Here is a 24,538-nt window from a genome sequence, read left to right as displayed (position 1 = left end):
CTATCGGCGACGGCGACGACGCAGCCGTCTCTTCTTCTCGCTCGGCTTCTCGTAATGAGCATGCTCTTTGAGTTCCTTTAGAATGCCGCTCTGCTGCAGCTTCTGGTTGAACCGCTTCAGAGCCGCGTCAATGGACTCGTTTTGCTGCACCTGAACTTGAATCAAACTGCGCACTCCCTCCTAAGACGCCAAAAAGGGTGACCGAGGCAGCCTTGCTCGGTCGCCGTTTTCCACCTCTTGTTATGGGCATTGTACCGATTCGAAGGCACCATGTCAAGCAACTCCCATTATGGCAATCCTTAGGCCAAAGCTGGACCGTGCCCGACAACCGAGGCTTCCTGCAACCGATGATTCCAGTTAGATCGTGCGGTCCTGTGCGCTTCGGTCGAGAGGGGGTCTCATGGCGGATTGGAACGGCAGCATGCGGGTGGAGATGTTCGGGCACTCGGACGAGGTGCCGCTCACGAACGCGTGGGGACGGAACTATCCGAGCTTCTTGGACGAGCCGATGGCGGGCCTACTCGGCATCGAGCCCGGCCATCGAGTGCTGGACGTTGGCGGCGGCCAATACCCGTTCGCACCGGCATCGCTAAACCTGGACGCATTCGTGGACGATGACATCCACCGTCAGGGCAAGGCCGCCGTACGCACCGTGCCGTTGGTTGCAGGCTACGCGGAGCGCATGCCGCTGCAGGATGGTTCGTTCGACTTCGTGATCAGCAGGCACACTCTCGAGCACGTCCTGGACCCCGAGGCGGTGGCACGAGAGATGAGTCGCGTGGCTAGGGCCGGGTTCGTGGACACCCCCGGACCCGTCTTCGAAAGCGTCCTCGGCTTCCCGCCTCACCTCTGGATCATCTCCGTGGAGGATGACACGCTGGTCTTTCGTAGGCGCAAGTGGCTACGGAATCCGCTGTTGAACGCGATGCGCCCCTTCTGGTGGTTCGACGCCGCCTCCCGGTTCGACTTCGAACTGAAGTACCGAAATGTGACGATGACCCAGCATCGGTGGGAGGGATCTCTGCGCGTCCGGGTCGAGGATGATGGCAGCGCACCAGACTACGGAGTGCCCGAGAACGCCGCTCTGGCGCACCTGGACTTCGCACTGAATGCGCTGATGATGTGCTCGCCGCCCGTTCACGAAGTGAAGCAAGACATCGCCATGGCTCTTCGCTTCCGACCCGATTGGGCCTTGGCGCACAACGCCCTCGGTGTCGTGCTTTGGGCGGAGAACCGGCGGGACGAGGCATTGGAGCGGTTCCGGCTGGCGGCCACGTTGGAGCCGGGACAGAGGGAGTTCGCGGAGAATGCACGGCTCACACCATCGTCGGACGGACGGCCCATGCTGGTGCCATTGCCCGACGAGGACCTTCCCCACTACCCCGACGTTGCTCGGCTGGCTCGCGACCTGAAGATCGGCTCGAAGACGAGCGTACTGGAGGTCACCTCCTCCGCACCTTGGTTCCCGCAGTCAGAGGTCCGACAGTTCCAGCCGGACGGCTCGCTAACAACAGAGAAGTCACGATACGACGTGTTGATTGTCCGCGAGGGGCTCGGAGAGGTTCAGGACCTGGCGGCCACCTTTGCACGACTGGAGTCTTTGGCGGTCCGGGGCTACGTGGAGTTACCAACCAAGACCGCGGCAGTCCTGGTCGCTCACCCGGCGATGCAGTGGTATGCCGAGCCATGGGGGTCGGGGCTCGCGGCGTTTCGGCGGCCCGACGGACAAAGCGCCTGCCACCACCTGCTCGCCGTGTTGGAGCGTGTGCATCAGGACGTCGCGAAGAGGCTGGCTGCGAACCCGTACGGCGTGATGCGGGCCGGCAAGACTTGGGAAGGGAGCATCGGCATCGAGATCCGTCGGACGCAAGGCTACGACGCCGCGGATCCAGCGCAGAGGGCGCAGGCAGAGGCCGCATACCGGGCATCGCTGAGCCGAGTTGGGGTGGTGGAGCCTACGCGTGTAACAGCCGACACGAGTCCAAAACCTCGAGGTCTGGGGGCACCAGAGCCGCCGAGTTGGCTGCTCCCGCTGGCGGAGATGCTCTCCGACCCCCGCAGCAAGCGACGCGGCCACTTCCTGGACTGCCCGCCGCTTTGCGAAGCGGCTCGGGCGCGGGGCTGGAACTTACCGACAGGCAAGAACGCGATGCGGAAGGCCGACACGCTGGTCGTGTGGCGGTGCGAAACAACCTCGCCCGGTATGCTCGTGAAGCTGGCCACCGAGGCGCGGCAGGGGGGGCTCGTGATTCTCGGTTTTCCGCCAACCGAGAGCTTCGAGGATTTGCGGGGCAAGCTGGAGACGCTGTTCCAGGCGACCGTGCATTTCGTGGACCCGGATTCCGACTGCTCGCGTCTGGTGGCGGTGCTGTGGAACCGCGAACGCATCTCGGTGGCTCGGAAGACCCTGGTCACCCTGCACCGGAACGCCTTCCGCATGATGGGCGGCGGCGAGGCCGTGGTGTTTCAGACGCTGTTGAAGGCCGAGAGGGAAGCCGGTGTACGGGCGGACGTGACCGCGGCTTTACGGCTGCGGCCCGACGCACACGATGTCGTTCACGTGGTATCGCTGTATCAGCCCGACCATGTGGAGACCATCCGGGGCTGGACCAAGCCCAAGGTAGTGATGCCCATTCACTGGGACGGCCCTCGGGTCCGTTGGGTCACCGCGGTTCTGCCCTATGTCCTCGCGCCCGACCGGCCCGAAGAGGAGCGGCGCCAACTGCTCCGACTTTACGCGGACCGCACGCTGGCGGCCAACGGCGTAACGCTGGAGCAGGCCCGCGAATCAGGCGACGTGATCCGCGCGTTGCGTTCCGTGCGAGACCTAGGAGACCGCGTGATCGCAACCGGGCCGCAAGAGTTGCTGGCAATGGACCAGATGCTAGGTCCGACTTCCGCGGGAACGGGCAGCGTGCATCTGGGTGTGGACACGGAGTTGTTCCGGAACGCCGATGCGGAGGACTTCGAGAAAGCGTTCGGCCTGCGCGGTTTCGTGCTATGTGTCGGACGCGTCGAGCCGATGAAGAACCAGCTCATGACCGCCTATGCGCTCCGTGAGACGGACCGGCAGATCGTCCTACTGGGGGGTTCGTCAGACCCCGAATACCTCGAGCTGTGCAAGCACTGGGGAGGCGAGCGTCTGGTGCATCTCTCCAATCAGCCGCCGTGGATGGTGGCCTCCGCATACAAAGCCGCCGCGTGCCATGTGTTGGCCAGTTGGTGGGAGGTGCCGGGCCTCGTAAGTGTGGAAGCTGCCGTCGCGGGCTGCCCTGTGGTCGCCACCGAGTGCGGGACCATTCGACACTACTTGGGCGACGATGCATGGTACTGCGATCCGGCGGACCCCGAGTCGATTCGCGCGGCGGTGGACCAGGCTTGCGAGGCGAAGGGCTCCGAGCGCGTGCGCCGACTGCAGGAGCGGTGCATCGCCGAGTTCTCGCATCAGCGATGCGCCCAGGCCTATCGCGCCATCTATGACGAGTTGGCCGGAGCGGGGCGTCGCCGCTTCCTGCTCACTCCGGACTGGCAGCGGCGAGAGACTTGGGAGCCATTCGTGCGGCAATACGTTCATACTTACTCCCAAACGGACAGTGTGACCCTGTGCCTTCTGGTCGAGGAGCCGACCGGCGCAGGAGCCGAGGAAGCGAGTAGCATGGTAGGGGATATGCTTGCCCGCGAGAAGGTGGAGACGCAGTCGTGCGCGGACATCGAGCTGGTGGACCTGGCCTCCATTGGCGAGATCGCGGGGTTTATCGAGTGCGGGTCGGAGGCGGAGGCGCGGCTACGAACGGCGCTAGGGCTGACTGCAGAAAAGGTAGCCTAGCCCGCCCTCCGAGGGCTGCTGTCACCCGATATTCTTCTGCACGGGGGGATTGGTCACTCGAAGAGCGCGAAGGACTGCAGAGAGCGCTGAGACGTACAAGAGGACGGCGTCCGGGGGCGACCCGAAATATGGTACGGAGACGAGGTAAACGAGCATCTGTGCCGAGGGAAGTTCGAACTGGTCGGGGCGGGCGGATTTGAACCGCCGACCTCACCCACCCGAAAGGTGCGCTCTACCAAGCTGAGCCACGCCCCGCCGACCGAACGAAGCATACCACATCGCCGAAGCGCACGCCGCCGGTAGATGGACGATGGACCGGCCCGGCTCGCGAAAGCCGGGCCGGCACGTGCCCCAAGGGTGCCTTTAGTTGCCCTAGGGGTTCTCTCTCTCCCTTCGCAGTGTTGATGCGTGAGGTCGTAATACGAAGCGCCCAGGCTTCGAAGCCCGGGCGCAACTTGGGCGAAGCGGGCGAATGGCGGACCGAGGTGGATGAGGTCTGGCGACGTGGACAAGTGAGATGCAAGGAAAACACGGCAGCAATGCGGCTCTCCGCGCGGGAAGCGGGAGCGGAACGAGAACTCGGAACCGGCACGGCCGGCCCGAACCGGGCAACATCGCACACGATCATCTCGTCGGTCCGCCTTACGCTGTGGAGACCGACCGGTTTCCGCAGCCACTCTCGATTAGCCGTCGGGAGCATGCACCCCGACAAGCAAAGAGATTATACAGCAATAGCGCGGATCGCGCCACTTTTCATGCCCGATAACCCACCAAGACTAGATGTTTCTGTTGATATCACAAAGGAATGCATTCTGCACACGGAAGCCCCTCGAAGGCAGGTTGCCACGCCTGGACCACGAACATTGGGAGAAATGGGCCGGCACTGAGCCCGGCCGTTCAAGGAGCCCTATGATGAACGACGCCACCGTCGTTGATAGATTGTGCGATGAAGTCGTTGACAGCGAGCTTCGCCGAAGCCCCGAGTTTGCAACCTATGCGGGCGTTCACGACTACGATGACGAAGTGACCGACCATTCCCCCGCCGCGGTGCAGGCCGCGATTCGCGAGCGTGCCGGGCAGGCGCGCCGACTGGAGGCGATAGAGCCCACGGGTCTGGACGAGCACGGTGCGCTCGACCGAGACCTAACACTGGCATTCCTTCGCGGACAACTCGTGTACGAAGAGGAAGTGCGCCTGAGCGCGCGCACGCCCGACGAGATCCTAGGTAGCTTCTGCTGGGGTCTGTTCACGCCTTCGAAGCGAACCTTCGCACCGGCCGAGGTGCGAATGGGAAACGTCACCTCTCGCCTCGAGAAGTTCCCCGCTGTGGCCGAGGCTGCGCGGGCGCGCCTAACCGACCCATCGCGCATTCCGATGGACATCGCTGTCAACTCGATTCGAGACACGATTCCCTTCTTGGAAAACTCACTCCCAGCGGCATTCGCGGGGGTGCAGGATGCTGCGATGCAAGTGCGGCTGCGAAGTGCGATCGAGGCCGCGGCCAGCGAGTATCGCCGGCTGGCAGCGTGGTGCGAAGAGAAGAAGGCTGTCGCCACACCCGAGTTCGCCATCGGGGAAAAGGCTTACGAGTCTTACATGCGGCAGGCCGAGCTGATTGACATGCCACTCGGTGACGTGTTCGAGATCGGACGGCGAGAGTTGGATCGGCTCAGCGAAGTCTTCGTCGCCACATGCAGCGAGATCGATGCTTCGGCAACACCTGCCGAGGTGTTCGAGACTCTCTCGAAAGACCATCCGTCCGCCGATGATCTGCTGACATACACGTCCAGTCTGCTGGAGGACCTTCGAGCTTTCTGCGTGGAGAGAGAGATACTAACATTCCCGAGCGAGGTGCGGTGTACGGTAGAACCCACACCGGAGTTCTTTCGCGAGCTGACCTTTGCCAGCATGGACACGCCGGGCCCGTTCGAGCAGAACTCGACGGAGGCATACTACAACGTTACGACCGCGCTGCCGGAGTGGGACGCCGACACCATCGAGCAGCATATGCGCTCGTATAATCGCTACACACTAACATCCACGAGCGTGCACGAAGCCTATCCCGGCCACTACACACAATTCCTACACCAACACCTATGGGGGTCGAGAGCACGCAAGTTATTCGGATCCTACTCCGCGGTAGAGGGGTGGGCGCACTATGTGGAGGAGATGGTGATCGAGCAGGGGCTGAACGGGGGTGATGCTAGGTTTCACCTCGGGCAGATTCAGGAGGCGCTGCTGCGAGCCTGTAGGCTGGTGGTAGGCATCGGCATGCACACAGGTGAAATGAGCTATGAGGAGGCAGTGAGCGTATTCCAGAAGAAAGGCTACCTGGAACCCGTGAACGCGGTGCGAGAGGCGCGACGCGGCACCGTGGACCCGTTCTACAGCAGCTACACGCTCGGCAAGCTGATGATGTTGAAGCTGCGAGAAGACTTCATGGCGCAGAATCGTGGCGCATCCCTGAAGGAGTTCCACGATAGGTTCCTGCGTATCGGCACTCCTCCCATCCCTCTGGTTCGCAAGAAGATGCTGGGCGAGGTAGGCCGGCCACTGTAACCTGTGCCGCGCCGGTAGAATCCAGCCGATGGAAGAAAGGATCACGATCCTAGGCGGCGGGTTCGCCGGAGTGGAGGCAGCATGGGCGGCTGCGCAGCGTGGCGTGTGCGTGCGCCTGATCGAAATGCGTCCCGAGACCATGACCCCGGCGCACAAGAGCGGGCTTCTGTGCGAACTCGTGTGCAGCAACTCGTTCAAGTCCGCGCTTCCGGACAGTCCTTCCGGCGAGCTGAAGGCCGAGATGGAGATGCTGGGCTCGCTGGTGATCCCGGTCGCCCGCCAGTTCGCTGTACCTGCCGGCGAGGCGCTCGCGGTGGATCGCGAGCAGTTTGCATCCGAGATCACGCGCCGCATCGAGGCCCATCCTCTGATCGAAGTTTTGCGAACGGAGGCCGCCGAGATCCCAGCCGATCGCCCATTGGTGATTGCGACGGGCCCACTCACCTCCGACCGGCTCTGCCAAGCCATCGGGCGACTCACGGGACGGCAGCACCTGTACTTCTATGATGCGGTGTCACCAACCGTGGAGGCATCCAGCCTCGACCACTCGGTCGTCTTCCCACAGTCGCGCTACGACAAGAGCGGTGGCGACTATCTGAACTGCCCAATGACCGAGGACCAATACGAGGCGTTCGTAGACGCCCTTCTGACAGCCGAGCAGGTTCCGCTGCACGATTTCGAGCAGCCGCAGTACTTCGAGGGCTGCCTACCCATCGAAGAGATAGCGCGCCGTGGTCGGCGTTCGCTGGCATTCGGCAACTTCAAGCCTGTTGGTCTGACCAACCCGGGGTCGAGCGACAGACTGTACGCCGTTGTGCAACTTAGACCAGAGAACTTAGACAAAACACTCTATAGCTTGGTCGGGTGTCAGACCCGGATGAAGTGGGGGGAGCAACGCCGCGTGTTCCGGATGATTCCTGGGCTGGAGCAGGCGGAGTTCGTGCGCTACGGCGTCATCCACCGCAACACATATCTGGACTCACCCAGGCTGCTGTTCCCGACGCTACAGTTTCGTAGGGACGACGGGCTATTCTTCGCCGGGCAGTTGGTGGGCGTAGAGGGCTACATCGAGTCTGCGGCTGCCGGCATCGTCGCAGGCATAAACGCAGCACGTATGGTTCGAGGATGCGGACCGGTTACGCCGCCTCGCGAGAGCATGATTGGCGCTCTGTTGGACTACGTGGCCTCCTGTCCGGCCAAGGAGTTTGCCCCGATGAACGCCAACTGGGGGCTGCTTCCCGATCCCGAGCCACCGATACGGGACAAGCAGCAGCGACGCATGGCTAAGCTGGGTGCCGCACGGGACGCCATACGGCAGTTCGTTCGTGAGGAGTTGGGCGAGATCTGAGATGGATGAAGCCATCGAGCGGTTCCTCGGGCACCTGGCGACGAGTCGCGCGGCGCATACTGTGAAGGCATATGCGACGGACCTCGCCCAGTTTGCCGAGGTGTGTGACCAAGCCGGAGTCCGTTCGCCGGAGGCGGTGCGCCCCGAACACGTGCGTAGGTTCCTGCGCGCCTTCTCTCACGCGAAAGCCTCGACCCCGGCGCGAAAGCTCTACGCCGTTCGCAGCTTCTACCGCTTTCTCCGCTCGCGGGGCATGGTCGAGAGAGACCCGACACTAGAGGTCGAGGCGCCCATCCGCCGCGAGCGGCTGCCGAAGGCGCTGACCGCGAGGCAAGCTGCTCAGTTGGTCGAGGGCGTGCAGGGAGGGGAACCAACGGCGCTGCGGGATCGCGCTGCGCTGGAACTGCTGTACGGCGCCGGCCTCCGAGTACAGGAATTGTGCAATTTGAACGTGTCGGACCTCGACATAACTGCCGGCACCTGTCGCGTGCTGGGCAAAGGGTCGAAGGAGCGGATTGCTGTATTTGGTCGAGCAGCAACAGAAGCACTGGTCGAGTATGTCGCGCACGGGAGACCGAAGCTACTATCGAAACGGGTAGAGCCGGCCTTGTTCCTGAACTCGAAGGGTGGCCGGCTGACGGTACGGTCCATACACCGGCTGGCTCAGAGGGCGGCGGCAAAAGTGGGACTTCGCGCCGGGCCTCACACGTTGCGCCACTCGTTTGCGACGCACCTGCTGGATGGCGGTGCGGACCTAAGGAGCGTGCAGGAACTTCTGGGGCATGCGCGGATCCAGACGACGCAGGTGTATACGCACCTGAGTATCGAGCGCCTACGCAAGGCATACGAACAGGCCCATCCGCGGGCCGAGGAGGCAGAGGAATGAACATCCACGCGACCACGATACTGGGGGTGAAGCGCGACGGCACGGTGGCAATCGGCGGGGACGGCCAGGTGACGTTGGCGGACCAAGCGGTGGTACTGAAACACACCGCGCGGAAGGTGCGAAAGTTAGCTGGCGGCTCGGTGATCGCCGGGTTCGCGGGAGCCGTGGCCGATGCGCAGGCGCTGGCAGACAAGATCGAAGGGAAGATCGAGGCCAGCCGTGGCAACTTGCGGAGGGCGGCGGTCGAGTTCGCCAAAGAGTGGCGGACAGACAAGATCCTGCGCCAGCTCAACGCGATTCTGGTGGTAGCGGACAAGGACGCCATGCTGGTGGTCACCGGCGACGGGAACGTGCTGGAACCAGACTCGGGGGTGGTTGGCGTCGGCAGCGGCGGGCCCTACGCGCAGGCTGCCGCCACTGCCCTGTTGGCGCACACCTCGATGGGGGCCGAACAGATCGTGTCCGAAGCGCTCTCGATTGCGGCAGACATTTGCGTCTATACCAACCGCAACCTGACCATTGAGACTATCCCGGCGGCCTGATGAATCTACCGGCCCACGGGAAGCCCAAAGCCAGTGCCGGGGGGTTGCCACGTGGCTGCCGGGTCCCACTCTGCGGGTGAGGGGTCGCCAGAGCGAAGACGGATCTCTCGCAGGAACGTGTATTCGTCCTTGTGCCCGAGGTTGTAGGCGATGTTGGGATCAGTCACCTCTTCGAACAGGAAGTAGTGCTTGCCCTGATAGGTGACTCTCACTAACGCTACCGAGGTGGCGATCCCGTACGTGTGGTGTACTTTCCCATCTTGCTCCCAGATCGTCCGGTTCAAGACGGCTCGTCCCTGGTCATCGGCTCTCGTCCGAAATGCAGGCTCGTCCTCGTACACCTTGGTATACCAATCACTACCAGTGCCGCGAGCACGATACGCTACTACCTCGGCACCGGCAAGCGGTCTTCCCTGCTCATCTCGGTACCGGTAGATCATCTTCGCAGGCATGTCCTGCAGAAATTCGCCGATGGTAGTGGGGGCGTTGCAGTTCCCGCCTCGGGCCCGCTTCCCACGCACGCGCTCCCAGCACATCGCTTCGAAGACGCTGAACTTCCAGTAGTCGCCACCCATCTGGCCTTCGTACTTCTGTCTGTGCTGGATATCCACGTCGAGAGGCATGTAGCGTCCAAGGATGGGGCCCACCTCATCGGTAACACGTATGTTCCGCTTGCCGATATCTTCGTCGCTACCGGAGTGCACGTTGAAGCCGTAGGAGTCCACCAGATAGCGTGCATGATTCATCTCGTGAATGTAGCCTAGCCCGCACCAGAAGGGCGGGTCCTCTTGCCTCCGCTGCACGCGGCCGGAATCGAGCGCCTCGATGGCACGCTCGGGAGACCACCAGTGATTTCGGTCAACGGTCGTTCCGGGACCGATATCTCCGGACTCGTACCCCCATGTAATATCCACTGTCTTGTCACGAAGGTCTGGATTGTTCGAGGGGAGGCCGCCAGCGAGTGGTAGTCCGAAGTCGGGAACGATGACAAGCCTATCCAGGCGCACCCTCTCCTGAATCCCGTTGGGGTACTCGCGGAATCGTGCCTGGACGAACATCTTGTTCCACTGTCGCATCATCCGCTGCATCCAACCCGCGAAGCTGTTAGCGTCCTTCGTCGGCAGCTTCATCTGGTGCTCGTGGTGGAACTCCCATAGCGACTGCTCCACCCACGCACCTACCAGAATGGCATCCGTATCAATGGTGAGCGAGTTGTTTTGCGTGATGGCCTCCGCAATGCGCTGGAGTGGTTGGATCGAGAAGGTTAGTTGGTGCCTCTTCGGGTCCCACTTCCACGGAAGGTCTACAGTGACAGCCTGAGTGGATGGAGGGCCTACCGGCAGGTTGATCCTTCCGCTCTTGACAACCTTTCCATCCAGTTTCCATTCGTACAGGCCGACCAGCGGAGCGGTTCCCCAGTTGTACACGTGTGCGCGCCAGGTCACGTTGGAGTCTGGCAGTGGCATTCCCTCGTTCGGGCCGTCGTAGGGGATGCGTGGCAGGCGCTCGATGTACCACACGTCTATGTCGGGCAAGCGGTTCTGGATGCGCCGCTCCGTGCCGAAGACGGTCACATTTCGCGCTAGGTCGCCGAACCTCGCCGTCAGTGTGCCTTCACCCACCTGTTCGATGACGAACATGCCGGGTGTGTCACCGAACGCCTTCAGCCCCTTGCCTCGCGCGCTCCATCGCACCTTGTCGGACACATCCATTCGCACTTCGCCCGCCTGCGCCTCGGCTTTCAACCATATCACGGTCTGCGTGGGCTTGCTGATCGCTCCAGTGACCTCTCTCCGGCCTGCGGGAGCAGCTGCCTGACGCCGGTCAGTCACCTGGCTGATTGTTAGGATCTCGATCCGACCCGGTGCGCAGAACTGCCACTCCGCGATGTGCACGTAGTCGTCCCCGGTGAGGCGGTGGACGTCCAGCTGGAACGCTCGGGCGGAGGTGCGTCCTGCGAGCTGCACTTCTTGCACCTCGCCCTTTCCCTTTCGCTCGGTCACCAGCATGCGATAGCTATCACGCTTACCCACGAGGTCGTCCCAACTATCGGCGGCAGCCAGCGACCATGTGTGCTCCTCGTCAATCAGATGCAGGCGGATGGCTTCGAAGGCAATCGGCTCGCGAAACTCCACGCGCACGAAGGCCGGATTGATGGCAGGTGTGCGGATCAGAGTCGTGCGGTCGTGGTCGAACAGCTTGCTCGGATCGCCGATGTCGAGTTTGGTGGACTCGGTTCGAACCACCTTATCCGCTACGGCGAGCGGCAGGAACAGAGTGTCGGTCGGCTTGGCCTGGACGGTGAGTAGAGCGAGGAGAGCTGCGAAGTACATGGATAGGGGCCTTTACGTGGTGTGATTTCCCGGGATTGTAGCCGCTAGGAACACCCCCGTGCCCCTCGATCGGGCCGCTAGTCCGAAGAACGTGGTGTGGTCACCCCGTGCAGGGCAGCGCCCTGCTCCACCGCGACACGAAGGGCGTCATCGTCCGTGATCACGGTCCGGAAGAGCGTGTCCAGAAGTGCGAACACGTCCAGCAAGTTTCGCACGCGCGTCTCGTAGGTTTGCGATGCGGTGCTCTTCGGCTCGTCACGCACTAGGGCGAGGCAATCTCGCAGCGCGGACACCGTCGGATCCACCTCACGCCGCTTCCGCTCGCGAACCACGCGCGAGAACATATGCCACACGTCGGACTCCGAGAAGTACACGTCTTTGCGGTCGCCCGGGCGCTTGTAGCGGTGCACCATGCCCCACGCCATCAGCTCGCGCAGGTTCATGCTGGCGTTGCCGCGGCTGATGCGCAGGCGTTCGATGATCTCGTCCATTGTCATCTGCTCGCCGGTGATGTAGAGCAGGGCGTGGATCTGCGCCATCGTGCGGTTGATGCCCCAGGAGGAGCTCATCCGGCCCCATTCGAGGATGAAGAGCTCCTGTGCTTCGGCAAGGCGTTGCGAGGTCGCCGGTTTTCCTGAACTTTCACTCATGCATTGCATTGTGCAGAGAAGGGCACGGTTGTGTCTACGGTGACGCAGCACTCGCTGCTGCCACCGGAATTGGAATGTCGTGCCGGGTCGGCTCGGGTCGCTAATCGGCCCCGCGGGTGTTCCAGCGGAGTAGGATGAGATTGAGGTCTTGCAAGTCCACCTGGGAGTTGCCGTCCACGTCTCCGGGTGTGTAGGGCCCTTCCTTCGTGAAGTTGATGAGCGCCATGTTGAGGTCCAGCAGGTCTACGAAGTTGTCACCGTTCGCATCGCCGCCGGGCAGCAGCCAGTCGAAGCCGGTGGTAGTACCTCGCAGGTCGAGTGGTTGAATGACACGCAGCCACTGGGCAGACTTGGCAGCAACGTCTACCAGCCCGCTCCGCTCCGTGGTGAATGAGTAGAAGCCATCAATATCCAGAGGTACTACGTGTGTTTCTAGCACGTTCGTAGTACCCGGCTCTCGCAGCTCGAAGGTGACGGGCCACATTCGCGGGTCGCCTATAAAGTGATCCATCAGCACCCGACCTGCTACCTGTTTGGTGGCGCTCTGGACCTCGACCTTATACCACGCCGCGGTGCCCCGCGCGATGCTGCCGGAGAACGGAATGCCTTTGATGGTCAGTGTGTAGGTACCCTCGTCGCCAGTGCCGAGCCCGAGGCCAGAGCGCAGGTGACCCTGCTGAGGAACCCAGCTCTCGAACGTGGAGACTGCTACGTAGTAGGTGCCCGCCGCCAGCGACCGCGTTAGCTTCGCCCGGAAGCCGGAGCCCGAGTCGTCGTCGTAGGCGATGAAGTTACCCTGCGAATCGAATAGGGATAGCACGGTATCCGCGATCGTCCCATCGCCCGATGTGTCGAAGACCACTTGCCCTGGGGTGATCGTCGGACCTTGTATCACATCGATCGGCTCGTAGGTGACACGTATGGCATATGGCCACACGTCGCCCGTGTCGAATCCTTCGATTAGCAAGCACCAAAGGATGTCTGTACCATCCCAATACATGTCGAAGCCGCACCGGCTAGTGAGGTCCACTCCGCTGACGAAGTCGTCGTTGAAACAGAGGGTGAACTCGTCGGTCACACCGTCGTAGAGTGTTAGCAATGAGTCCCCGCCCGAAGGAATTCCCTCCGTGCGGAAGACGAAACGGTACCAGCCAGGCTGGTCCGTGCCTGCCGTGTAGAAGAGAAGGTAATCCACGTCGAGCGCGGGCGAGATCGTGCCGACGACTCGATCGCCTGATTGGAGCGTGCCGATGGGAGGCCCCGACGGAAAGCTGTTGTTCGGCTCCCGCTCGGCGAAGTCGGCAGGAAAGGCAGTCGCGAGGGCCATCAGGCCGGCACACGATAGCAGTAAGCGAGCGATCATATCGGCAACCCCTTTCGAATGGCCGGACCAGCGTCCGCCCCAATCCATAGACGCGCTGCGGTTAGTTCAGTTTACTACGGGTTGCAGAAGGTTGGAGAGCAATGCCTGCTGGAGCGATGGCAAGAAGGCGCAGAAGTACCGGCCAGTTGCAATGCTGGGTCAGCAGTCCTTATACGAACAACTCCCCCGGTTGGAACCAGAGCTTGACCTCGCGCTCTGCTGCATCCAGGTCCGAGGAGCCGTGAACCACGTTCTCCTCCAGCTTCGTCGCCAGGTCCCCTCGAATCGTTCCGGGGGCACTCTCCAGCGGATTGGTCTTACCCATCATCGCCCGGACCGTGGCCACCGCATCCGGCCCCTCGAGGCACGCAGCCACCACGGGGCCCCCACTCAGGAACGAGACCAACTCTCCGAAGAATGGCTTCTCCCGATGCTCGCCGTAGTGCTGCTCGACCAACGCACGCGAGGGATGAACGAGCTTGAGCCCGACCATACGGAAGCCGCGACGCTCGAAGCGCCCGAGCACCTCCGCCACCAAGCCGCGCCGCACTCCGTCCGGTTTCACCAGCACCAGGGTCCGCTGTATGTCCGCCATTCCGCCTCCTCGTTCCAAACGGCACGGATTGTACCGCTCGGACCGCGCGGTTTCAGGCCAGCAGGGACTTCAGGCGCCGCACGTTTTCCTCGTGCATGGTCTCCATCTCGGGCGTCTCGATGTAAATGGGCACATGGGCCAGTCGCGGTTCGTTCACCAGGAACCGGAAGGCTTCCATGCCAATCTCGCCGTCACCGATGTGTGCGTGGCGGTCCACTCGCGAGCCGAGCGGCTTCTTGGCATCGTTCGCATGCAAGCAGGTGAGGCGATCCAGGCCGATCACGCGGTCGAAATCGTCCAGTACTTTCGAGAATGCTTCGGCAGTCCTTATGTCGTAGCCAGCGACGAAGATATGGCAGGTGTCCAAGCAGATGGTAAGCCTCTTGTGTCCCTTGTTTGCATCGAGCACGCTTGCGAGTTGCTCGAAGTGGTGGCCGATGCAGGTCCCCTGCCCAGCATCCGTCTCCATCGCGATCGCCACCTCCTTCGGCGACTCCGCCAGGACGGCGCGGATGCTTTCCGACAGTGTTTGCACACCGACGTCCTCGCCCGAATCCATGTGCTTACCCACATGGACGACGGCCTGCGGGATGCCGAGCAGCCGGCACCGTTCCAGCTCTTGCAGGTAGGCCGTACGGGACTTCTCCAGCAATTCGGGGTCGGGCGAGGCGAGATTGAGTAGGTAGATGGCATGGGAAGCGACGGCTCCGAGCCCGGCTTCTGGAACCGCAGCGCGAAATGCTGCAGCGTCCTCCTCCGAGATGCTTTTCCCCCGCCATTGCATAGGTGTAGTGGTGAAAACTTGTACACAATCGCAGCCGATGGCCTTGCCGTCGTGGAGGGCTTGCGCCATTCCTTTGGCCGTCGGCATGTGCGCGCCGATGAGTCTTTTCACGGTAGGACTCTACGAAGTCTCGTCCCGTGATCCTCTCAGGTCCTGCCGGCGGTACCCTTAGGATCAAGATGAATATCGCTTTAGCTCTCGTTCTGATCGGGTCGAGCCTAGGCTGCACCGCACATGGTCCATGGGCGGTACCGACGCTGACCGAACGCGCTCGGGAGTTCGGGCACGAGGCGCGCCAGCTCTGGGTGGATGCCTCAGCCAACTGGTCGCTGCTGGTGAACGAGGCGTCCATCCGGGACATCTGTGCTAAGGCGAAGCGGGCGGGCTTCAGTGAGATCATCCTCGACGTGAAGCCCATCGTGGGGCATGTGCTGTTCCCGAGCCGCGTGGCCACCGAACTGCGAGAGTGGAAGGGCATTCGAAAACCCGACGGCTTGGACATCCTCGGAACCATGGTCGGGGCGGCACGTGCGGAAGGACTGCGCATCTGCGCATCCATCAACGTCTTCAGCGAGGGACATGCGCACTTCGAGCATGCAGGCGACATCTGGCAGCACCCGGAGTGGGCCTCCACAGCGGTGGTTTGGGAGTGGGCTGCCGAGCGGGGCGGGGCACGAGTCCCATGCGGAAGGGTGAATTCACCTAAGCCGGGGGCCAGCACCGCGGTCTTCACACCGGATGGTTGGGCGACTCTGCAGAAGCTGCCGGAGCCGAAAGACTGGCTGACAGTCTCGGAGGATGGCATCGTAGCGGCCTCGGGAAACGGCCGGCCACCCAGAGAAGGATGGCAATGGGTGCTGGTCGGCTGGTCGGACGGTGTGTTTCGAGAGCTGACCGAGCAGAGCGGCAGGGTCACCTTTCGGGTGTTGGCGGTGATGGAGCCAGTCATCGGGCACGCCTCTAGCTACACCGCCTTGTTCGTCTCGCCACTCCACCCGGAAGCGCGAGCAAGACAGATCGCGCTGGCCAAGGAGATCGCCGAGCGGTACGGCGTGGACGGTTTGGTGATGGATCGCATGCGGTTCGAGGGATGGTCCAACGACTTCGGCACCGCCATGCGCGACGCCTTCGTACAGCGCTTCGGGGAGCCCGTCTCATGGCCTGAGGACATTCTCGCACCACCCAAGTCACCCGGCGAGGCACCCGAGAAGGGACCTAGGTGGTCCGAGTACCAGCAGCTTAGGGCGGATGTCATCCGCGACTTCTTGCGTGACATGCGCTCGGCACTGCCCGCTAGCGTATCTCTAGGTGCCTACGTCGGCGCATGGTATGACCGATACGAGGGCGTAGGTGTCAACTGGGCTGACGATGCACTCCCTGTGCAGTATGCCGACGCCGAGCGAGAATTCCGCTTTAGCGGTTATGCTAACATGCTCGATTTCTTGTGCGTTGGTGCCTACTACCGTCCTGCCGAGGTGCAGGATTTGCCTGACGAACCATTACTAACAGTAGCAGGATCGACTGCGCGCGCGGTAGAAGTGGCAGGGGATGCTACCTTCGTGTACAGCACACTGTACCTGCTAGAGTACGAGGATGCCGAGGAACTGCGTGCTGCCATTCGTGCGGCGAGGCGCAACTCGTTGGGGGTGTGCGTATTCGACCTGGTATATGTGGTGCAGAACGACTGGTGGCACGTGTTCGAAGAGGAGTTCGCGCTTGCACCGGGTCCTCCCCACGCCAACCCGTCGCTATTGCGCTCGCTTCGGAATGCCAGGTGAGCCTTCACCCTGATGGCATGATCCGCTACGCGATGCAGCAGTGGGACATACCACTGTGTGTTAGTCGTGGCCAGGCCTTTCGGTGGCGCGAGTGGGGGGGCGGGTGGCTGGGTGTGGATGCTGAGCGCGTCATGTGGTTTCGGCCTCTGGCCGATGGCGTGGAGTATGCCACCCTGCCCGAGCCGGGCCGCGAAGACTGGATCCGATGCTACTTCCAACTCGATGTGGACCTCGCCGAGGTGCATCGTGCCGTCCTGCAAGCCGAGCCGGACCTAGCACCGCTCGTCGCACGCTTCCCGGGGCTCCGAGTGCTGCGTTGGGGCAGTGCCGAGGAGTGTCTGCTCAGCTTTCTTTGCTCGGTGAACAACAATATCCCCCGCATCTCCGGGATGATCGAGAGACTCTGCACGCACCTCGGCTCGTCACTCAGCCTCGGAGCGTGGTCGGCACCCTACCGGGACGACGGCGATCGCCGGACACCCCTTCCCCCAAGAGGCTCTTCTGGTGAGAGAGGTCTGAGGATGCGGTCGGACCTGCCTTCGCCTGGGCCGACGACGATGCCAGATCTGCACGCATTCCCGTCGGCGGCGACCATTGCGGACTTACCAGAGGAGGCGCTGCGCGGGCTCGGTTTCGGCTACCGGGCACGGACACTTCGCTCCGCGGCACGCGCGCTTTGCGAAAAGCCCGTCGGCTGGCTCGAATCGCTGTCGCACCGATGCTACGAAGAAGCGAGCCGCGAGCTGCAGTCGCTGCCGGGCGTGGGCCGCAAGGTGGCCGACTGCGTATGTCTCTTCGGCCTCGGCTTCCAGCGGGCCGCGCCAGTTGACACGCACCTGTGGCAAGCGATGTGCGAGCGGTACTTCCCCGAGTGGCGCGGCCTGGCGCTGACCGAGCGGCGATACGAGGCAGTGACGGCACTGCTGGCCGAGCGGTTCGGCGACCTGGCGGGTTGGGCACACCAGTACCTCTTCTACGACCGACTGCTTCGTCGGCAAGCAGTCCCCTCGGCCCCATAGCCCCGAAGCATCTGTATCCGATATAATGAACAGCGTCTCCTCGGCACCGAGGGGCGGCCGGCGCCTACCGGACCTCTCGGCGGCGCTCGATCAGGTTCCCGCCAGGGGCCGATGTAGCTCAGTGGCAGAGCAGCTGTTTCGTAAACAGCAGGTCGTCGGTTCGAATCCGACCATCGGCTCCATTCCAGCTTCCGGAGGGACACATCCCCCTCATCCCCGGTACACTCCTTTCGTCATGCTCGATGAGCTCGCCGACGGCGAAATACGCATTCGCAGGCATCGGGAAGGCGATGTGGATGCCTTATTCGAGGCTGCGCGAGAGTCCATAGCCGAAGTCGGGCGCTGGTTGCCTTGGTGTCACCCCGACTACCGTCGGGAGGAGACCGCAGAGTGGATTGCGGGCCGCATCGAGGCGTGGGACCGCGGCGACGCCTACGAGTTCGTCATTGAGGACGCGGAGACGGGGCGCGTGCTGGGTGGAGTGGGCATCAACAGTATCAACCGCGGCCTTCGGTCGGCCAACCTGGGCTACTGGGTGCGGACCACGGCGGCCGGTCGCGGGGTGGCCACTGCGGCCGCACGGCTGGCGGCGCGATTCGCTCTGGAGGTGATGGGCCTGGTCCGCGTGTACATCCTGGCGGACGTCGAGAACCTGCCCAGTCAGCGGGTCGCGGAGAAGGCGGGCGCCGTACGCGAAGGTGTGTTGCGCAATGCACTCGTCCTACGCGGCGAGCCGAGGGACGCAGTGGGCTACTCCCTGATACCAGGTGACCTGTGACAATCTGCCGACGGTACTGTTTGGGCTGGAGGCTTCCGCTTTCTGGGCTTGCATCGGCGATTGGTGGGAGACGAGGAGCAACGGCGGGTTGTTCCGTGACATGCTAGAGATTGCGGTGCGTGATCTGCAGCGAATCGAGACGTTCGCCTACATGGTACCAACGGAATAGGAGGCGCAGATGTGTCATGCCGCCGAGCGCCATACATCCTGCACTCGTGTGGTGAGCGCCATCATGCCCGACCTGCTGGATGACGTACGGATAGACGGCAAACACTCCTATGAGAACACGATCCTGCCACCCGAGTGTGCCAAGCGGTCGTACGGTGATCGGGTCGCGATCCTCGGGGGGATTGACGTGGGGTTCCTGTGCAGCGCGGAGGAGCTGTTCGTGCGGGCAACACTGGATGCTTGCATGCCTGGCGGCGACTTCCTGCTGGGCACGGGCAACAGCGTCGCCAACTACGTACCACTGACCATCTACCTCGCGCTGTTGGACGAGGGCCGTCAGTGGAGAGCCCCGACGTGATCTCCATACCGGCTCGGATGCATCGGCCCGCCGGTTGGCGGGATACCGGCATTGCTCGATCAGCCGCATGCAAGCCTGGACGAAGCCCCTGAAGTGCGGTACAGTGTAGGGTGAGGAGAGTGAAGATGAGGACTCTAAGCATTCTGGTTCTCTGGCTGTTCAGTGTGGCGGTCTTAGCGCAGGTGTCGGTCGCCCCGTCGCCGCTGAGGCTCGCGGACCGCACCGGACCCGAGTGGGGCACCCCGCTGGCCTTCGACCCGGTCGCTTACCGAGCACTCAAGGGCGCCGAAGGACTCGTGCTTCTGCGTGGGTTCCCGCTCGACGCCGGGCGCAAGGTCAACCTGGAGTTGCAGCGGTTCGAGGTGTTCTCCGCGCACACGCAGATCGTGGCCGTGTACCCGGACGGCGAGCGCAGACTTCCCTTCCCGGACGTCGTGCTGCTGCGCGGAAAGGTTCAGGGAGAACCGGATTCGGAAGTCTATCTGGGCCTGTCACCACACCTAAGCAACGGATGGATCAACCGCGGCGATGAGCGGCACATGATCTCTACTCAGGACGGGGTTACCACGATTACCGATCTGCGCAGTTTGCCCACGCAGCCTTCCAGCAACTGGACGTGTGAAGCACTTATACCACCACAAACCACTTTACATGCCGACCATGGGGTACGGGTCGAGAGCGTCGGCCCCAGGATCGCATCTATTGCGTTGGAGACGGACCGCGAGTTCACTCTGCTCCGTTTTGCCAACAACCCTACCCGCGCGGCTGCCTATGTTGCAGAGCTGTACGGGGCCATGACGTTCATCTACGAGCGCGACGTGCAAACGAGGCTGGTCGTCACATACTTGCGACTATGGCTGACGAACGACCCGTGGGACAAGGCTAACACGGGAGACCAGCTATCTCAGTACCGCGACTACTGGGTCAATAATATGGCGCACATCCCCCGCGCTCTGGGCCACTTTCTGTCCGCGCGCAGTTTAGGTGGTGGGGTGGCATGGGTCGGCGTAGTATGTAACCCCTGGTGGGGGTTTGCATTGAGCGCAAACCTCAATGGCTACTTCAATCCGTCTCTGGAGCCCCATTGGAGCAATTGGGACCCGTTCGTGGTCGCACATGAGACCGGTCACAACTTCGGCACCCTGCACACGCACGATGGGTACAATCCGCCGATCGATACCTGTGGTCTCGGGTGCAACGACCCGCCTTTCGTCGGCACCATCATGAGCTACTGCCACATTTGCTCCGGCGGTATGTGGAACATTCTGCTGCAGTTCCATCCGCGTGTCATCGAGCGCATCCTGTACTACATCCAGTACGAGGCCGGATGCAACCTAACACGAGCGCGAGTGACCGGAACCGTCGACATGCAGTACTACCTGGGCAATCCGGTCGGATTCATGGGAGGATTGGAGCTACGCAACCCCGGGACCAAGACGATCCGGTATCTGGACTATCCGGTGTTGAACGCAGACAGGCGCTTCACCAGTGCGTGGCTTGCCGACTGCGGGGACTACGACGCATGGCTCTATTGGGAGACATTCTTAGGCAAGACCGTTCCCAACATCGTGGTAGCTGCACCGTCTATCGACCTGAGCGTGCTGCTTACTGCCGGCGATGCGAACTACACCAATACCGTGGACATCGAGGATCTGACATTGGTGTTGACAAGTCTCGGGCTTGGCCCGGACCAAGGCGACCTGAACTGGGATGGCACCGTGGACCTATCCGACCTGAACATCGTGCTGATCAACTTCGGCAAGCAGGGCGATCCGTAGACGGGGGAGGAAGGCGGCGACGCGCGTGGTAGTCTGAGGCACGACTATGCCACTCATCGAGTTCTTGTGCCGACGCTGCGGACACCGCTTCTCGCAGTTGCTAGGCGTGACCGCCGATTCACAGGTCGAGCCTTGCCCGAAGTGCGGCTCGACCGACCTCGTCCGTGCCGTGTCCCGGTTCCGACCCGCTCGCTCCGAGGAGGACCGCTTGGACGAGCTAGCGGACCGGATCGAGACGATGGGCGAGCCAGAGAGCCCTCGCGAGATGCGTGAGCTGGCACGCGAGATGGGAAAGGCCTTGGATGACGACATGTCCGACGAGATGGAGGAGATGCTCGAGACCGACGCAGGCGAGGATGAAAACCTGTGAAACGGCGAGGTAGTCTCACCGTTATCTGCGGTGGGATGTTTGCGGGCAAATCGGAGGAGTTGATACGTCTCATCCGCCGATCGCTGTACGCGAAAAAGAAGGTACAGGTGTTCAAGCACGCCTATGACACGCGGTACTCCGAGACGGAGATTGCCACCCACGAAGGGGTTAAGCTGAACGCAATAGCCGTCCGCAGCTCCGCCGATCTCGAGAAGCTACTGATACCCGACACCGAAGTGGTAGCAATAGAAGAGGCACAGTTCTTCGACATGCTCTTGCCAGACCTGTGCAACAGGCTTGCAGACAAGGGCAAGACGGTGTTAGTGGCAGGACTGGATCAGGATTTTCGGCGAGAACCTTTCGGCCCGATGCCGAAGCTGCTTGCCCTAGCCGACGAAGTGGTCAAGCTGCGCGCCATCTGTGTGCGGTGCGGTAACACTGCAAGCCACACTCAGCGGCTGGTAGACGGGCGACCTGCATCCTACCACGACCCCATCGTGCTCATAGGCGCGAGCGAGCGATACGAGGCTCGCTGCAGACACTGCCATGAACTACCCGATGCGCCCAAGCCGCGCAGGCGCACCTACTCGCGTTCCTCGGGCAACCAGACCTTCGTGCACGAGGAGCGAGGGCTATTCGATGACAGCAATCGAACCTAGCATCTCTGCTCGGGACCGCGCTACCCTGCGCGATCTCGCGAAGCGCGTGGCAGAGATCGCCGCGCTGCCGATTATGCAGGAGCGGCGGGATATGTGGACGCGCCACAACAGCCTCGAGCGCGTGCGCCCCATGATCCTCGTGTTCCCAGAGGGCTCGTGGGAAGAGCTGCTACCGCAGTCCTCGCTGACATGTGAGGATGAAACCACGCGCGCTATGGAGTGGAATCTGCGCGCACGGATCTACACCTATGAGCACTTCGACGACGACACCGTGTGTGAGGGACGCTGGATCGTTCGAAAACGTATCACCGACACCGGGTGGGGACTCGAGGCGAGTCAGACCGACAGCCCGATGGAGCGCGGTTCCTGGGCGTTCGACCCGGTCATACGTAGCTGGGACGACCTGGAGAAGTTGCGAATGCCGAGGGTCACCGTGGACGAAGAGGGCAGCGCACGAGACTTGGACATCGCACACGATCTCTTCGGTGACATTCTGGACATCGTGCAGAAGGGCATCGCACACGTCTCGTTCCACATGATGAACCTCTACACTAAGCTGCGCGGGCTCGAGCAGGTGATGGTGGACATGGTGGAACAACCCGAGATGGTACACGCAGCCATGTCACTACTAACCCGAGGAAACCGAGAACTTATCGAGCAGTATCAGGCAATGAACCTGCTGAGCCTGAACAACGATGAGACCTATTGCTCGACCGGAGGAAATGGTTACACGTGGGACCTACCGGCCCCCGATTACGATCCGGAGCAAGTTCGGCCCTGCGACATGTGGGCATCGGCGGAGACCCAGGAGTTCGCAGTCGTTTCACCACGTATGCACGAGGAGTTCGCATGGCAGTACGAGCGCACGCTGCTAGAGCCATTCGGACTGACCGGATACGGATGCTGCGATCCCTTGCATGATAAGTTGCACCTCGTGTTGAGCCTGCCCAGCATGCGACGAATCTCGGTGGCGCCATCGGCCGACGTGGTCAAGTGTGCAGAGGGTATCGGGAAACGGGCCATATTTTCTTGGAAGCCGCAGCCGTCTCACTTGGTCGGCGAGTTCGACCTATCCTTCATCGAGAAGTACATCCGTCACACACTGGATGTGACGAGGGACTGCCTGATCGAGATGGTGCTGAAGGACACACACACATGCGAGCACAAGCCAGAGCGCTTCACAGAGTGGACGCGAGTGGCAAAGCGCCTAGCAGAGCAATACTGAACTTCACAGCACACGCAACCGTCGCAGGTTTTTTGCGGAGGGTGTGACGGCCAGCCCTCCCTTCGATGTGCAGCGTAGCTCCGGCGGCAGCATCTTCCCGACCGCGTAGACGGCATCCACCGTTTCGTCGAGAGACACCGGGTTCTGGTAGCCTGCCATCACGAGATCCGCGCAGACGAAGGCGCTGGATGCAGCGACGGCATTGCGTGTGTGGCAGGGTATCTCCACGATGCCCTGCACCAAGTCGCATACCATCCCCATCGTGTTCTGAAGCGAGATCGCGGCTGCATCACACGCTTGGCGTGCGGAGCCACCGAAGATGTCCACCACCGCCGCGGCTGCCATGGCGCCCGAAGCACCGATCTCGACCTGACAACCGGCCACCTCTGCGGCGAAAGTGGCACGTTCCGCGATCACCACTCCGACCGCTCCTGCAGCAAGCAGTCCGAGTGCGATACGTTCCCGATCCACGCCACACTCCTCTTCGAGCGTCACTAACACGCCGGGAAGAACCCCTGCCGAGCCTGCGGTGGGAGCAGCACAGAGTCGCCCCATGGCACCGTTGACATGCATCACCGCCATCGCCCTGGCAGCCGCGCGCGCGTGCAGGCCGCCTACCGGCAGCGCTCCGGCGTGCTCGTGCTTCATCATCGCCCCAGCCACGGGGCGAAGGAGTTGCATGCTTAGGTCTTCATCGCACAGACCCGTGTGTACCGACTCGCGCATGACATCGTAGCGGCGCAACACTTCCGCCAGCACGCGTTGCTCGTCCAGGCCCAGCACCGCGCATTCGTAGAACAGGCCCGATTCGCCCAGCCTTTCGCCTCCACGCGCTAGCAGCTCGGCTGACGACCGCCACGGCGGCGAACCGAGGCGAGGGTAGAAGATGGCTCGTACGGTCCACACATCCTCGAGGACCTCATCCGGAATCTTAGGTTGCTCCCTTCCCTCCATCGCCGCTATCAGGAGCGGCTCGCTGGATGCTACATGCTCGACTCCCTGCGCCCGCAGCATCTCGATTACGTTCTGCACGGTACCTGCCTTTGGCAGTAGTATGCAGGCGTTCGCATCGCCACGCAGTAGTATCGGCATCCCGTTCAGTCGTACGATCTCGATTGCGCCACCACCTATGGAACGAGCTACCACGTGGAGCGTCGTGCCACGAACACCAGTTAGCGACAATTCCACCGTATTCGGGTGGTCCGCCTCCGCCAACGGCTCGACCACGAATTCCACGGAGACTCCCGAGCGCTCGGCTTCTGCCAGAGCAGAGTGAAACCGGTCGTCGGTGATATCCCACCCCAGCAGTCCCGCCACGAACGCGCGGTCGCTCCCCTGTTCGCGATACAGCTGTGCGTAAGAGCCGGCCGGATCGAACGCGATTCGTGCGGTTCGAAGAGGCTCGCCTAGCAGGTCGCGGGCCAGCCGGCCGATGTGGTAGCTGCCCGCCGTGTGCGAGCTCGACGGGCCGAACATGATAGGTCCGAGTACTTCGTTCAGGATGCTTACTGCGTTCATA

The 24,538-nt window shown here is 62.3% G+C and carries 21 protein-coding genes and 2 tRNA genes; 15 read left to right on the top strand and 8 right to left on the bottom strand.

Annotation, left to right across the window (positions count from 1 at the left end; all coding sequences use genetic code 11):
- Positions 1-165 (bottom strand): 30S ribosomal protein S21, encoded by a 165-nt coding sequence (gene rpsU, locus HRF45_00165; protein ID MEP0764943.1) that lies wholly within the window; start codon positions 163-165, stop codon positions 1-3.
- Between the two features lie 235 nt (positions 166-400).
- Here rpsU and HRF45_00160 point away from each other — a divergent pair, with 235 nt between their 5' ends.
- A complete protein-coding gene (locus HRF45_00160) occupies positions 401-3,826 on the top strand; it encodes a glycosyltransferase (protein MEP0764942.1) in 3,426 nt (1,141 codons plus the stop codon).
- A gap of 178 nt (positions 3,827-4,004) precedes the next feature.
- Here HRF45_00160 and HRF45_00155 read toward each other — a convergent pair.
- A tRNA-Pro gene (locus tag HRF45_00155) sits at positions 4,005-4,081 on the bottom strand.
- Positions 4,082-4,735: 654 nt separating this feature from the next.
- Here HRF45_00155 and HRF45_00150 point away from each other — a divergent pair.
- The 4 genes from HRF45_00150 to hslV are packed head-to-tail and all read left to right on the top strand — an operon-like array spanning position 4,736 to position 9,161.
- The gene (locus tag HRF45_00150; GenBank protein ID MEP0764941.1) at positions 4,736-6,385 is read left to right on the top strand and encodes a DUF885 domain-containing protein; all 1,650 of its coding nucleotides are present in this window, start codon (positions 4,736-4,738) and stop codon (positions 6,383-6,385) included.
- A gap of 28 nt (positions 6,386-6,413) precedes the next feature.
- A complete protein-coding gene (gene trmFO, locus HRF45_00145) occupies positions 6,414-7,733 on the top strand; it encodes a methylenetetrahydrofolate--tRNA-(uracil(54)-C(5))-methyltransferase (FADH(2)-oxidizing) TrmFO (protein ID MEP0764940.1) in 1,320 nt (439 codons plus the stop codon).
- A gap of 1 nt (position 7,734) precedes the next feature.
- Entirely contained in the window at positions 7,735-8,619 is an 885-nt protein-coding gene (locus HRF45_00140; protein MEP0764939.1) for a tyrosine recombinase XerC, read from the top strand.
- On the top strand, positions 8,616-9,161 hold the full coding sequence (gene hslV / locus HRF45_00135) for an ATP-dependent protease subunit HslV (protein MEP0764938.1): 546 nt from the start codon (positions 8,616-8,618) through the stop codon (positions 9,159-9,161). The genes HRF45_00140 and hslV overlap by 4 nt, the downstream gene beginning before the upstream one ends.
- A gap of 5 nt (positions 9,162-9,166) precedes the next feature.
- Here the strand turns inward: hslV and HRF45_00130 are convergent, their stop codons facing one another.
- From HRF45_00130 to HRF45_00110, 5 genes are all read right to left on the bottom strand, one after another.
- Positions 9,167-11,494, bottom strand: a complete 2,328-nt coding sequence (locus tag HRF45_00130) for a hypothetical protein (protein ID MEP0764937.1) — start codon at positions 11,492-11,494, stop codon at positions 9,167-9,169.
- Between the two features lie 77 nt (positions 11,495-11,571).
- Positions 11,572-12,144 carry a MarR family transcriptional regulator gene (locus HRF45_00125; protein ID MEP0764936.1) on the bottom strand — a complete coding sequence of 191 codons (573 nt, stop codon included), beginning with the start codon at positions 12,142-12,144 and terminating at the stop codon, positions 11,572-11,574.
- Positions 12,145-12,244: 100 nt separating this feature from the next.
- Positions 12,245-13,507, bottom strand: a complete 1,263-nt coding sequence (locus HRF45_00120) for a pre-peptidase C-terminal domain-containing protein (GenBank protein MEP0764935.1) — start codon at positions 13,505-13,507, stop codon at positions 12,245-12,247.
- A gap of 169 nt (positions 13,508-13,676) precedes the next feature.
- Complete coding sequence (ndk, locus tag HRF45_00115) at positions 13,677-14,093, bottom strand: nucleoside-diphosphate kinase (protein MEP0764934.1); 417 nt, start codon at positions 14,091-14,093, stop codon at positions 13,677-13,679.
- A gap of 61 nt (positions 14,094-14,154) precedes the next feature.
- Positions 14,155-14,997 (bottom strand): deoxyribonuclease IV, encoded by an 843-nt coding sequence (locus tag HRF45_00110; GenBank protein ID MEP0764933.1) that lies wholly within the window; start codon positions 14,995-14,997, stop codon positions 14,155-14,157.
- A 68-nt stretch (positions 14,998-15,065) separates the two neighbouring features.
- On the opposite strand from HRF45_00110, the gene HRF45_00105 reads away from it, so the two are divergent.
- The 10 genes from HRF45_00105 to HRF45_00060 all read left to right on the top strand — a co-directional run bounded on the left by HRF45_00105 (position 15,066) and on the right by HRF45_00060 (position 23,019).
- Positions 15,066-16,664, top strand: coding sequence for a hypothetical protein (locus tag HRF45_00105; protein ID MEP0764932.1), 1,599 nt, complete (start codon positions 15,066-15,068; stop codon positions 16,662-16,664).
- Positions 16,661-17,683: a hypothetical protein gene (locus HRF45_00100; protein MEP0764931.1), complete on the top strand. Its 1,023-nt coding sequence runs from the start codon at positions 16,661-16,663 to the stop codon at positions 17,681-17,683. Before HRF45_00105 ends, HRF45_00100 begins: the two co-directional genes overlap by 4 nt.
- A gap of 107 nt (positions 17,684-17,790) precedes the next feature.
- Positions 17,791-17,865, top strand: a tRNA-Thr gene (locus HRF45_00095).
- A gap of 53 nt (positions 17,866-17,918) precedes the next feature.
- The gene (locus HRF45_00090; GenBank protein MEP0764930.1) at positions 17,919-18,461 is read left to right on the top strand and encodes a GNAT family N-acetyltransferase; all 543 of its coding nucleotides are present in this window, start codon (positions 17,919-17,921) and stop codon (positions 18,459-18,461) included.
- Positions 18,451-18,630 carry a hypothetical protein gene (locus HRF45_00085; GenBank protein ID MEP0764929.1) on the top strand — a complete coding sequence of 60 codons (180 nt, stop codon included), beginning with the start codon at positions 18,451-18,453 and terminating at the stop codon, positions 18,628-18,630. Before HRF45_00090 ends, HRF45_00085 begins: the two co-directional genes overlap by 11 nt.
- Positions 18,631-18,639: 9 nt before the next feature.
- Positions 18,640-18,987 (top strand): hypothetical protein, encoded by a 348-nt coding sequence (locus HRF45_00080; GenBank protein ID MEP0764928.1) that lies wholly within the window; start codon positions 18,640-18,642, stop codon positions 18,985-18,987.
- Between the two features lie 125 nt (positions 18,988-19,112).
- Complete coding sequence (locus tag HRF45_00075) at positions 19,113-20,765, top strand: hypothetical protein (GenBank protein MEP0764927.1); 1,653 nt, start codon at positions 19,113-19,115, stop codon at positions 20,763-20,765.
- Between the two features lie 46 nt (positions 20,766-20,811).
- Positions 20,812-21,135 carry a hypothetical protein gene (locus tag HRF45_00070; protein ID MEP0764926.1) on the top strand — a complete coding sequence of 108 codons (324 nt, stop codon included), beginning with the start codon at positions 20,812-20,814 and terminating at the stop codon, positions 21,133-21,135.
- Positions 21,136-21,170: 35 nt separating this feature from the next.
- Entirely contained in the window at positions 21,171-21,794 is a 624-nt protein-coding gene (locus HRF45_00065; protein MEP0764925.1) for a thymidine kinase, read from the top strand.
- Complete coding sequence (locus HRF45_00060) at positions 21,775-23,019, top strand: hypothetical protein (protein MEP0764924.1); 1,245 nt, start codon at positions 21,775-21,777, stop codon at positions 23,017-23,019. The genes HRF45_00065 and HRF45_00060 overlap by 20 nt, the downstream gene beginning before the upstream one ends.
- A gap of 3 nt (positions 23,020-23,022) precedes the next feature.
- On the opposite strand, the gene HRF45_00055 is transcribed toward HRF45_00060, so the two are convergent.
- Positions 23,023-24,537: an L-serine ammonia-lyase, iron-sulfur-dependent, subunit alpha gene (locus HRF45_00055; GenBank protein MEP0764923.1), complete on the bottom strand. Its 1,515-nt coding sequence runs from the start codon at positions 24,535-24,537 to the stop codon at positions 23,023-23,025.
- Position 24,538: the final 1 nt, after the last annotated feature.

It is taken from the genome of Fimbriimonadia bacterium, assembly GCA_039961735.1.
Taxonomy (GTDB): Bacteria; Armatimonadota; Fimbriimonadia; order Fimbriimonadales; family JABRVX01; genus JABRVX01.
The sequence above is the reverse complement of the archived record's forward strand: the minus strand, read 5'-3'. Positions and strand labels throughout refer to the sequence as shown.

Bases quoted from the DNA above. Each gene is read 5' to 3' on its own strand.
- HRF45_00160 (MEP0764942.1), top strand. From the start codon at position 401: ATGGCGGATTGGAACGGCAGCATGCGGGTGGAGATGTTCGGGCACTCG.
- HRF45_00150 (MEP0764941.1), top strand. From the start codon at position 4,736: ATGATGAACGACGCCACCGTCGTTGATAGATTGTGCGATGAAGTCGTT.
- trmFO (MEP0764940.1), top strand. From the start codon at position 6,414: ATGGAAGAAAGGATCACGATCCTAGGCGGCGGGTTCGCCGGAGTGGAG.
- HRF45_00140 (MEP0764939.1), top strand. From the start codon at position 7,735: ATGGATGAAGCCATCGAGCGGTTCCTCGGGCACCTGGCGACGAGTCGC.
- hslV (MEP0764938.1), top strand. From the start codon at position 8,616: ATGAACATCCACGCGACCACGATACTGGGGGTGAAGCGCGACGGCACG.
- HRF45_00130 (MEP0764937.1), bottom strand. From the start codon at position 11,494: ATGTACTTCGCAGCTCTCCTCGCTCTACTCACCGTCCAGGCCAAGCCG.
- HRF45_00125 (MEP0764936.1), bottom strand. From the start codon at position 12,144: ATGAGTGAAAGTTCAGGAAAACCGGCGACCTCGCAACGCCTTGCCGAA.
- HRF45_00120 (MEP0764935.1), bottom strand. From the start codon at position 13,507: ATGATCGCTCGCTTACTGCTATCGTGTGCCGGCCTGATGGCCCTCGCG.
- HRF45_00105 (MEP0764932.1), top strand. From the start codon at position 15,066: ATGAATATCGCTTTAGCTCTCGTTCTGATCGGGTCGAGCCTAGGCTGC.
- HRF45_00090 (MEP0764930.1), top strand. From the start codon at position 17,919: ATGCTCGATGAGCTCGCCGACGGCGAAATACGCATTCGCAGGCATCGG.
- HRF45_00080 (MEP0764928.1), top strand. From the start codon at position 18,640: ATGTGTCATGCCGCCGAGCGCCATACATCCTGCACTCGTGTGGTGAGC.
- HRF45_00075 (MEP0764927.1), top strand. From the start codon at position 19,113: ATGAGGACTCTAAGCATTCTGGTTCTCTGGCTGTTCAGTGTGGCGGTC.
- HRF45_00070 (MEP0764926.1), top strand. From the start codon at position 20,812: ATGCCACTCATCGAGTTCTTGTGCCGACGCTGCGGACACCGCTTCTCG.
- HRF45_00065 (MEP0764925.1), top strand. From the start codon at position 21,171: ATGTTTGCGGGCAAATCGGAGGAGTTGATACGTCTCATCCGCCGATCG.
- HRF45_00060 (MEP0764924.1), top strand. From the start codon at position 21,775: ATGACAGCAATCGAACCTAGCATCTCTGCTCGGGACCGCGCTACCCTG.
- HRF45_00055 (MEP0764923.1), bottom strand. From the start codon at position 24,537: ATGAACGCAGTAAGCATCCTGAACGAAGTACTCGGACCTATCATGTTC.